Here is a 1,026-nt window from a genome sequence, read left to right on the forward strand (position 1 = left end):
TCCTTCAAATCGTCTGACTTTTGCAGGTAACCATCCAAGATCTCTAATCGCTCTTGCTCTTTGATGACAGGCTCAGCGTCAGAGAGACCTTTCGAGTTGACCCATTCCGCAGTCTCTTCTCCACCATCTTCGTAAACGATGTAGTCAGATAGACGAAACCAACCCTCGACCTTTTCCAGCACAGACACTTTTTCGCCTTTGTAAAGCGCATCAACTATCAAAGACTTATCATCAGGCTTGTTGTAAACGTTAACGCGACGCTCGATAACGTAATATTCCGTGATTTCAGGAGCTGGCGCTTCTAAATCCATGATGGGTTTGGAGGCATCCCCTTTATCTACAGGCGCCTTTTCCGTTTTAGCCGCAACAGGCTTTTCAGGTTCGTCTTTTTGCATAAAAAAGAAATAGTAACCAGCACCCGCGCCACCCAGCAGCAGAAGAATCAACACTGCGATGAGAACTTTTTTCATGTTCTTTTCCTTTTTATTCTTTGTGCTTATCTCGCCATCTATACTGTTTAGAGACGGTTAACTTACGTGAGCAATCATGATCAACAAACACTACTGGATGCTGATACTTATCTTGTTCCCTTTGCTAGGGTTCGCCAATGTTCAATGTAATCCATCTTCTTGGAATGACAATCTTACCCAATTCAATCGTTTAGAGTCCAACTACAATCAGCATGTTAAGGTGTTCAACACCTTGTTAAGTGAACACAAGCAGCGCCAACTGCTTTCGCAAACTTTTTCCACAGATGAACTCAGTTTGTTATGGCGCGCTAAGTACAATCAAAACCTGTTCCAAAATCAGCTAAAAGCCTCGGTTCAGTACAAAGAAGAGTTAACGCAAAAAGCAAATGAGCTTATCAAGCTTAGTACCGAGTCGCAGTGGGCAGCCAATGGCTGGGAAAAGCTCGCTCAAAGTTGCAGACATAATAATGAAACAGCGAACCAAATCAGTGCAGAATGGTATCGAGAAAACGCTCAACAACTGGCTAAAGACTATACGACCCTCTCCTCACAATTT

General features: G+C 43.3%; 2 protein-coding genes. One reads left to right on the forward strand and one right to left on the reverse strand.

Annotated features, from left to right (window positions below; genetic code table 11):
- Window positions 1–470 (reverse strand): SH3 domain-containing protein (locus R8269_RS26350; RefSeq protein WP_318223053.1); only part of this gene is annotated, 470 nt, incomplete at its 3' end.
- Between the two features lie 76 nt (window positions 471–546).
- Here R8269_RS26350 and R8269_RS26355 point away from each other — a divergent pair.
- On the forward strand, window positions 547–1,026 hold a 480-nt coding region (locus R8269_RS26355), incomplete at its 3' end, for an ATPase (RefSeq protein WP_318223054.1).

This window comes from Vibrio sp. Vb0667 (genome assembly GCF_033391095.1).